We start from the raw sequence: 6,779 nt of genomic DNA, 5'->3' as shown, positions 1-6,779 counted from the left end.
ACCTGAATTAAGAACTTGCTTCAATCAATTATCCTAAATAAACTTTTGCCAATTTATCAAATTGTGCTAAAGACTTTTCTATCTTATCATAAGATATGCAGTAGGAAAGTCTAAAATGTCCTGGACAACCAAAGGTTGAGCCTGGAACTATTAACAAGTTAAACTTTTTAGCTTCTATTGCAAATTCTTTATCATCTGGTATTAAGGATTTTGGAAACAAGTAAAATGCACCTTCAGGCTTAATGCAGGAAAAACCTATTTTAGTTAAATGATTGTATAATAGATCTCTGTTTTTCTTGTATATATTAACATCTACTTCAGAGTCAAGACATTTTCCAATAACCCTTTGAAATAGTGAGGGTGCATTGACAAAGCCAAGTATTCTGTTAGCTACATTTAATGCCTGAATTACATTTTCAAAATCATCCATTTCACCATGGCAAACAATGTATCCTATTCTTTCACCAGGTAGAGATAGGGACTTACTAAAAGAATATCCAATAAAGGAGTTTTTATAGTAGTTTAATATATAAGGGACTTTTACAGCATCATATACTATTTCTCTATAGGGCTCGTCAGAAATTAAGTATATACTGCTGTTAAATTCTTTTTGTTTTTGGTTTAGAATTTCTGAAAGTTCTTTAATTGTATCTTCAGAGTAGACTACTCCAGTAGGATTATTTGGTGAATTTATTATTACTGCTTTTGTTTTACTAGTAATGCTAGCTTTAAAGGCTTCTAAATCTGGTTGAAAAGTTTCAAGACTACTAGGTACAATTACAAGTTTTCCATCAAAATTGTGTACATAGTTTCTATACTCTCCAAAGAAAGGGGAGAATGAAATTACTTCATCACCTGGATCTAAAAGAGTTTTTAATAGAATATTTAGTCCGCCAGCAGCTCCGCAGGTCATTATTATGTTATCTTCATTTAATTTTATATTATGTTTTTTACTTATATTATCGGCAATAGCAGCTCTCACATCTACATAACCAGAATTAGACATGTATCCATGAACTAAATTGGGAGATTCCTCGGATATAATATCTACCACGGCTTTTTTAATACTAGCAGGTGGTTCTACATTTGGATTTCCTATACTAAAATCAAATACATTTTCCTCACCATAAATTGCAGATAGTCTTTTACCTTCTTCAAACATTGCCCTTATAACTGAACTACTTGCAACGTAGTCCATCATAACTTTTGATATCATTTTATAAAACCTCACTTTTGAAAATTAATAAATTATTTAGGTATCTGAATATGCCTTAAGGCATATTCAAATAAATAACTAGTCAGTATGCTAGTCTATTTTAAATCTTACTACGTCAACAGAACCTTCTGATAGCACCACTATCATCAGAACCTGTTTCCTTGTATAATTCAAAATATTCGTCGCATCTTTGACTTGTTATTTATTTTCACATGCCTAAGTCATTTTAAAAGAAATAAACCATAAATATAATGAGAGTTAGTTTAAATACTGTACTTGTTATTTCTTTTCATATGCATAATCTTAACATATTTATGTTTAAATATAAATGTGGTAAGTTACTTTTCTCATGGATTTATCATGTAAATAACTACTATTATGATTTCATATTTCTAAAGTAGAAGAATTAATTTAAGATAAAAATTATTGATCAATAAGAGTACTAGAATTTTAAATTCTCATTTAATGTTTTATCTATTAACTTTAAATAATTTTCTGAAAGCTGTATATTTTTATTAGCTATTAATAGTGCCATGCCATGAACCAGACTCCACATAATTAATATATTGTCTGTATAATTAGTTTGATTTGCATTAATGAATTTAAAATAATTTATAGCACTTTCTTTGAAAATATCAAAACAAGTATCTTCTGCATTTATAAATTCATTTTCTTTAACAATGATAGTTTTATTAAAATCACTTAGAAACATAAACTTTAAATAATCAGGATTTTTCACCATGAATTTTATGTACTGCTTTCCCATCTCAATTATTTGTGTCTTGGGATCGCTATATTTATCTACAATCTCATTAAGAGAATCTTTAAAACTATTTATTACATTTAAAGTAATAGTTGATATTAATTCATCTTTATTTTTAAAGTGTTTGTATGGTGCAGAATGACTTACGCCACAAAGAGCAGCAACTTTTCTTAGAGAAAAGTCTTCATAGCCTTCTTTATTTAAAAGTTGCAATCCCTTATCTATTAAATCTTGTTTTAGAGTACCATGATGATAGTTATCTTTAGTCAATTATGAACATCCTTTCATACAAAAAATAATTATTAAGTGAATTGTAACATAGTAAGTTGACAGTGTAAACATACTTATATATAATTAATTTATTAAGTTGACAGTGTCAACATCCTAGGAGGGCTAAATGAATATATTGATTTTAAATGATGTATCAGATAAGAATATAATTACTGAAGAGTTTAAAAGAGAATTTATAAAAGTATTAGAAGCAAATAATTATGAATTCAAGGTTCATGATCTAAAGAAGGATGAAATACACAATTGTATAGGATGCTTTAACTGTTGGTTAAAAACTCCTGGCACTTGTGTATTTGATGATAAGGGAAGAGAAGTATGTAAAGATATAATTAGCAGTAATTTCGTTGTATTTATAACACCTATAAAGTATGGATGTTATAGTACTAGTATTAAAAGAGTAATTGATAGAAGTATACCTAATATGCTGCCATATTTTAAAAAAGTAAAAGGAGAAATACATCACAGAGCTCGTTATAAAAAATATCCAAATTTAATTATGGTTGGTTGCAGTGATGATATAAATGAATATGAAATTGAAACCTTTAAGTCTTTAGCCAATGCTAATGCTATAAATTTTCAAAAGAGTGCAGCATCAACTTATATAGTTAAGAGTATTGATGATATAAGAGTTAGCATAGATAAAATTGTTGATAATAAGGCATATTCAAATAAATAACTAGTCAGTATACTAGTCTATTTTGAATCCTACTACGTTAACAGAACCCTCTGATAGCACCACTATCATCAGGACCTGTTTCCTTGTAAGATTCAAAATATACGTCGTATCTTTGACTTATTATTTATTTTCATATGCCTAAAGTTTTTTCTAATTGATTTATTTAGCATTAAAATGATTATTGAATAAAATGTATTGAAATACAGAGAAAAACAAAATTTTATTCTAATAGAGGATAAATTCTACTATTGTAAATTAATATAGTTAATAAGAAAAAGGGGATTGAAAATGAAAAAATTATGTTTTATAAATGGAAGCCCAAGAGGTGAAAAAAGTGGGTCTAGCTACTTTATTAAAGAAATAAAAAGAATACTTGATGAGAAAAAGATTATTTCTGAGGAAATATATATAGCTAACTCTAGAAAAAGCAAATTATATGAAATTTTTATGAGACTTGATGAAATGGATATTATAGTGTTTGCATTTCCGCTATATGTAGATTGTATACCTTCAACTATGATGGAATTTTTAAATGATTATGAAGAATTTATAGGAAATAATTTAGCAGCAGATAATATTAAAAAGGCTCCTAAAGTCTATGCCTTGTCAAACTGTGGATTCATAGAAGGTGAACAAAATAAACATGCATTAATGATTATGGAGAACTTTGCGAAAAAGGTAGGCTTCAATTGGAGGTTTGGAATAGGAATAGGTGGTGGAGAAATGATGACAGCTACTAAAGATAACATTCCAATGAAAAGTAAACTAAAAAGTAAAATATATGAGGTGATTTTAGAAATTAAGAGAGATATAGAGAGTGAAGATAATATTGCTAGAAGGAATATCATGACAAATATGAATATTCCTAAATTTTTATTTGTGTTTATGGCACATAGACATTGGCTAAGCATAGCTAAGAAAAACGGAGTTAGAAAAAAGAAGCTTTTAAATAATCCTTATGCAGAATAAATGATTTTAGAAGTTTACATATAGGTATGTTATGAATGTTATAGATAGGTCAATTGACAGGTTTATCATATTGACACAATTACTCAGGAAGATAGATAATGTATATGAACTAATTTTTTAGGAATAGTTTGCATTATCTATTTTTGCTTTAAGAAACAGAACATAAGGCATATGAAAATAAATAGTAAGTCAAAGATGCGACGGATATTTTGAAGTCTACAAGGAAACGGGTTCTGAGGATAGTGAGCTATCTGAGGGTTCTGTTGACGTAGTAGGATTCAAAATAGACTAGTATACTGACTAGTTATTTATTTGAATGTGCCTAATAATAAGGGGAAGGGGATTGATTGGAAATTGTTGTATGATAAACTATTATATATTTATAATATAATGGGACAATTATTTGAAAGAGCAATACTTCTTATCATACTTTTATTCTTTTTAACTAGAATACAGGGGTTTAGAAGAATATTTCAGAAGAATAATTATGAGAAGAAGGATTTAATTATTGTATGTATATTATTCTCCATATTTTCTATAATTGCCACTTATACAGGTATAGACGTAGAGGGCTCTTTAGTAAATGTGAGAATCATTACTATAATATCTGGTGGTATATTGTTTGGCCCAGTAGTTGGTATAACTACTGGAGTGGTTGCAGGATTACATAGATATTTAATAGATATTAATGGTGTAACTTCTTTTCCATGTTTAATAAGTAGTATAGTAGCAGGACTTGTAGCAGGCTATATAAATAAAAAAATTGAAAAAAAGCATATGTGGATAGCTGGTATAGCAGCGGGTATGTTTTGCGAAGCACTTACTATGCTTTTTATACTAATACTTAGCACACCTCATCAATTGGGAATTGATATAGTATCAAAAATATCCATTCCGATGATACTTGGAGAAGTTAATGTAGGATTCATTGTTATATTAATACAAAGTGTAGAAGATGAAAAGGAAAAAATAGCAGGGAAACAGGCAAAATTGGCACTGGAGATAGCTAATAAAACGTTGCCCTATTTTAGAAGTATAAATAGCCAATCCCTAAATAAGATATGCACTATAATAAAAGATGATATTGGAGCTGACGCTGTTGGAATAACAGATAAAAAATATATACTAGCTTATGTAGGAGAAGATCAAGAATATTATGATATTGGTAAAGAAATAATAACTGAAGTAACTAGAGATACAATTAAAAGTGGAAAAATAAATATTAGAAATGATAACTTTAATCTAGATAATGTAAATAGTAAAATAAAATCGGCTATTATAATACCGCTTGAAGATAAAGGTGAGGTTATAGGAACCTTAAAAATATATTATAAAAAGGATCATAAAATTACCTATTCTTTAGAATGTCTTGCCATTGGTCTTTCTCAGATCATATCAACTCTTATGGAGGTATCTAAGATTGAACAAATAAAGGAAATGGCTAACAAAGCTGAAATTAAGGCATTACAGACAAAAATTAATCCACATTTTCTATTTAATGCATTAAACGCTATAACTTCTTTTATAAGAATAAATCCTGATAGAGCAAGAGAACTAATTATAAATTTGTCTAGTTATTTACGTTATAATTTAGATTTAGCTGATGAATTCATAGATATAAAAAAAGAACTAAAACAGGTTAGAGATTATGTGGAAATTGAGAAAGCTAGATTTGGTGATAAACTAAATGTGCTATATGATATTGATGAAGTTTATGTTAAAATACCAAGCCTTATAATACAACCTTTAGTTGAAAATGCCATAATACATGGTATTCTAAAAAACAGAGGTTCAGGTACGGTAAAGATAAGTGTAAAGGATAATTCATCAGTAGTTAAAATAATTATTGAAGATAGTGGACCAGGAATAAGTGATGATATAATAAACAAGGTTTATAATGATAAAATGCCTGAAAATAAAATAGGTCTTTACAATGTACATTCAAGAGTAAAACTTATATATGGTGAAGGTCTTAAAATTACAAGACTAGATCATGGAACAAGAATAGAGTTTAATATTAAGAGGTGATTTTTATGAAAGGAATTATAGTAGAAGATGAATTTTTAGCAAGAGAAGAGCTAAAGTACTTTATTAAAAATTACAGTAAAATAGAGATTGTAGACGAATTTGAAGATGGATTAGATGTGCTTAAATTTATTCAAAAGAATGAAGTGGATGTTATATTTTTAGATATAAATATAGCATCTATTGATGGTGTATTGTTAGCTAAAAATATAAGTAAATTTTCTAGAAAACCTTATATAGTATTTATAACTGCCTACAGAGAACATGCAGTAGAAGCTTTTGAAGTAGAAGCTTTTGACTATATTTTAAAGCCCTATGATGAACCAAGAATAATATCTATGCTAAAGAAGCTTGAGATGACATATAAAAAAGATAATGAAACTACTCACAATACTATATCAAATAAAATAAATCTGTGGAAAAACGATAAAATAATAGTAGTGAATGTGGACGATATTTATTATTGCGTGGCTAAGGAAAGAACTACAGAGGTGTTTACAAAGGATAATGAATATACAGTAAATTTTAGTATATCTGAGTTTTATAATAGCCTTCCAAGTGACAAGTTCTTTAGAAGTCACAGATCTTATATTGTCAATATAACAAAGATAAAAGAAATAATTCCGTGGTTTAATAATACTTATAATTTAAGACTGCAGGATATTACCTATGAAATACCTGTGAGTAGAAGTAATATAAAAGAATTTAAACACATTATGAACATATGAATAGAACTTTTTTATATTCATATGTAGATTCAAAGTAATTAGACACTATATAAACGGCATTTCATGTAGTTTTTTTTGCATTTCATGTATATAATAATAAAAAATAAGGCG

At 27.9% G+C, this 6,779-nt stretch carries 6 protein-coding genes; 4 read left to right on the top strand and 2 right to left on the bottom strand.

Translation table 11 applies throughout. The features are described from left to right. Positions 1 to 28: 28 nt before the first annotated feature. Both RH99_RS08865 and RH99_RS08860 read right to left on the bottom strand, forming a co-directional pair. Positions 29 to 1,216 (bottom strand): pyridoxal phosphate-dependent aminotransferase, encoded by a 1,188-nt coding sequence (locus RH99_RS08865; RefSeq protein ID WP_010236718.1) that lies wholly within the window; start codon positions 1,214 to 1,216, stop codon positions 29 to 31. 442 nt (positions 1,217 to 1,658) lie between these two features. Next, the gene (locus RH99_RS08860; protein WP_010236717.1) at positions 1,659 to 2,249 is read right to left on the bottom strand and encodes a TetR/AcrR family transcriptional regulator; all 591 of its coding nucleotides are present in this window, start codon (positions 2,247 to 2,249) and stop codon (positions 1,659 to 1,661) included. A gap of 127 nt (positions 2,250 to 2,376) precedes the next feature. Here RH99_RS08860 and RH99_RS08855 point away from each other — a divergent pair, with 127 nt between their 5' ends. From RH99_RS08855 to RH99_RS08840, 4 genes are all read left to right on the top strand, one after another. Then, positions 2,377 to 2,946, top strand: a complete 570-nt coding sequence (locus RH99_RS08855) for an NAD(P)H-dependent oxidoreductase (RefSeq protein ID WP_010236715.1) — start codon at positions 2,377 to 2,379, stop codon at positions 2,944 to 2,946. Positions 2,947 to 3,234: 288 nt separating this feature from the next. Further along, the gene (locus RH99_RS08850) at positions 3,235 to 3,915 is read left to right on the top strand and encodes a flavodoxin family protein (RefSeq protein WP_010236712.1); all 681 of its coding nucleotides are present in this window, start codon (positions 3,235 to 3,237) and stop codon (positions 3,913 to 3,915) included. Between the two features lie 390 nt (positions 3,916 to 4,305). Further along, a complete protein-coding gene (locus tag RH99_RS08845; RefSeq protein WP_035776787.1) occupies positions 4,306 to 5,943 on the top strand; it encodes a LytS/YhcK type 5TM receptor domain-containing protein in 1,638 nt (545 codons plus the stop codon). 5 nt (positions 5,944 to 5,948) lie between these two features. Then, complete coding sequence (locus tag RH99_RS08840) at positions 5,949 to 6,668, top strand: LytR/AlgR family response regulator transcription factor (RefSeq protein ID WP_010236707.1); 720 nt, start codon at positions 5,949 to 5,951, stop codon at positions 6,666 to 6,668. The last annotated feature ends 111 nt before the right edge of the window (positions 6,669 to 6,779 follow it).

The organism is Clostridium arbusti SL206 (genome assembly GCF_000246895.1).
Classification (GTDB): domain Bacteria; phylum Bacillota; class Clostridia; order Clostridiales; family Clostridiaceae; genus Clostridium_I; species Clostridium_I arbusti.
This window is presented reverse-complemented; position numbering and strand designations above follow the sequence as displayed.

Bases quoted from the DNA above. Each gene is read 5' to 3' on its own strand.
- RH99_RS08850 (WP_010236712.1), top strand. From the start codon at position 3,235: ATGAAAAAATTATGTTTTATAAATGGAAGCCCAAGAGGTGAAAAAAGT.
- RH99_RS08855 (WP_010236715.1), top strand. From the start codon at position 2,377: ATGAATATATTGATTTTAAATGATGTATCAGATAAGAATATAATTACT.
- RH99_RS08840 (WP_010236707.1), top strand. From the start codon at position 5,949: ATGAAAGGAATTATAGTAGAAGATGAATTTTTAGCAAGAGAAGAGCTA.
- RH99_RS08845 (WP_035776787.1), top strand. From the start codon at position 4,306: ATGGGACAATTATTTGAAAGAGCAATACTTCTTATCATACTTTTATTC.
- RH99_RS08865 (WP_010236718.1), bottom strand. From the start codon at position 1,216: ATGATATCAAAAGTTATGATGGACTACGTTGCAAGTAGTTCAGTTATA.